This window comes from Pseudomonadota bacterium, from assembly GCA_026388315.1.
Taxonomy (GTDB): domain Bacteria; phylum Desulfobacterota; class Syntrophorhabdia; order Syntrophorhabdales; family Syntrophorhabdaceae; genus MWEV01.
Map to the genome: position 1 here is coordinate 1 of JAPLKA010000107.1, position 1,793 is coordinate 1,793.

Here is a 1,793-nt window from a genome sequence, read left to right on the forward strand (position 1 = left end):
ATCCCATGGCAGTTCAAATATGTCTTCTGAAGTAGGGTTTTCAAATCTACACTTTCTTGGCGGAACACCGTTAACTATAAGCAACCAGCTCGCAATATTTGGTACTGTCAAGTTTTTTGTGTAAAATTTTCATAGGCCAATTCGTTGAAGAAAGGCAGGTTCTTACGCACTTTTCCTACAGGGTTTGACCGCCAATGCAATTCCATTTTCAGACAAATAAAAGCCAGTATCCGATAACAAGCCGCCTCCCCAGCCAAGATCTCCATCGGCCTTGTTCTTCTTCTGAACTCCTTATTTAGCCGCTCAACAATATTGGTCGTTCTTAATGAGATCCATTCTTCCGGAGGAAAGTTAAAAAAGGTCAAACAGGCATCAATGCTCCGCTCCAGGCATTCAACCGCAGAGGGCACGCTCTTTTGCCATCTCTGCCGGAAGGCATCAAAATATGCCCAAGATTTCTCAAGTGAAGGGGCGTAGAAGATGGAACGTAGATCATCCGCCACTTCCTGTTTGAACTTCTTCGGCACCTTGGCCAGGACATTCCGAGCCACATGGACCTGGCAACGCTGGGTCTTTGCCTGTGGGAACTCTTCCTTGAAGACTGTTTCCAGCCCCGGCAATCCGTCCATGATCCCTAACGTAACTTTTCCTCCGTCCAATCCCCGTGATTTTAAATCCTTAAAAAACTCCCGCCAGGACGGCGCCGATTCCTTGTCTCCGGATTGCAAACTCAAAACCAGTTTCTGTCCTGTTTCCGTCACGCCAATGGACACAAGAACCGGAACTCTCTCAATGCTTCGCTCCAGGCGCATATTGAAATGGACACCGTCTATAAAAAGATATTTGACCGGCTCCTGTGATAAATCTCTCCGTCGCCATTTTAAGACAGCTTCCGTCAATTCTACATTAACGCTGCTGATCTCCGCCGGAGATATCTTCCGGCCGATCAGCCTCTCTGAAATCATGGAGAGGGTCCTGGTACTGACACCTCCTAAAAACAGAGCGCCCAAATCGCGGCCAATCTCATTCTCATATTGCTTGCTCCGTGGAATGACCGCGGTCTTGAATTCTCCTTTACGGTCACGGGGAACTTTGACTTGGACTTCGCCTATATTCTTCAATGTGAAAGAACGATGATAGGAACCGTTACGCTGCTTTTCGTTACCGGCAACCCGAACATAAGCCTCGCGACCCATAAATTTGGTCAGTTCTATATCCATCATTGCCGTCAAATACTTCCCAACGGTCTCCCTTACATCCAACCGGATCATCTCAAAAAGCTGCTCCGGTTGCTCCTGAATTACCTTGAAAATCTCCGCAATTTCCGCTACCGTTACTTCCAGTTTCATGGCGCTTTCTCCTTTCAGCTTAGGTTTTTGGGGAAAAACCCTTCTAAAGGAAAAGCGCCATTTTTTCTACCTTTTTGGCTCCTTAAAATTTACACAAAAGATTGTACACTACCTTATCTTTCAATTACTACTCGACTGGAAGAAATGGCGGAGCTGCAAATCTTATGGAGCTTCCAGATAGTAAAGTCTATGGGCTACTATTTGAAATAAACGAGGCATACGACATTGAGACTATACGAAAAAAAGAAGGCTATCCCAACTATTATGAGGAAATACAGGTAACTGTAAAGTGCGAAGATAAAGACATCAGTAACGTCAAGACCTATAAAGTAGTAAAGGGAACAAGAGAAATTAGCCATCAGAAACCGACGACATATTACATGGAATTGATTTTGAAGAATGCTCGTATAAATGAATTCCCTGCTGAATATATTCGGTGCCTTG

The 1,793-nt window shown here is 44.9% G+C and carries 2 protein-coding genes; one reads left to right on the top strand and one right to left on the bottom strand.

The features are described 5' to 3' along the window. Positions 1–107: 107 nt before the first annotated feature. The gene (locus tag NTX75_15070; protein MCX5817532.1) at positions 108–1,349 is read right to left on the bottom strand and encodes an IS256 family transposase; all 1,242 of its coding nucleotides are present in this window, start codon (positions 1,347–1,349) and stop codon (positions 108–110) included. 164 nt (positions 1,350–1,513) lie between these two features. Here NTX75_15070 and NTX75_15075 point away from each other — a divergent pair. Beyond that, a partial coding sequence (locus NTX75_15075) for a gamma-glutamylcyclotransferase (GenBank protein MCX5817533.1) occupies positions 1,514–1,793 on the top strand: 280 nt, incomplete at its 3' end.

Bases quoted from the DNA above. Each gene is read 5' to 3' on its own strand.
- NTX75_15070 (MCX5817532.1), bottom strand. From the start codon at position 1,349: ATGAAACTGGAAGTAACGGTAGCGGAAATTGCGGAGATTTTCAAGGTA.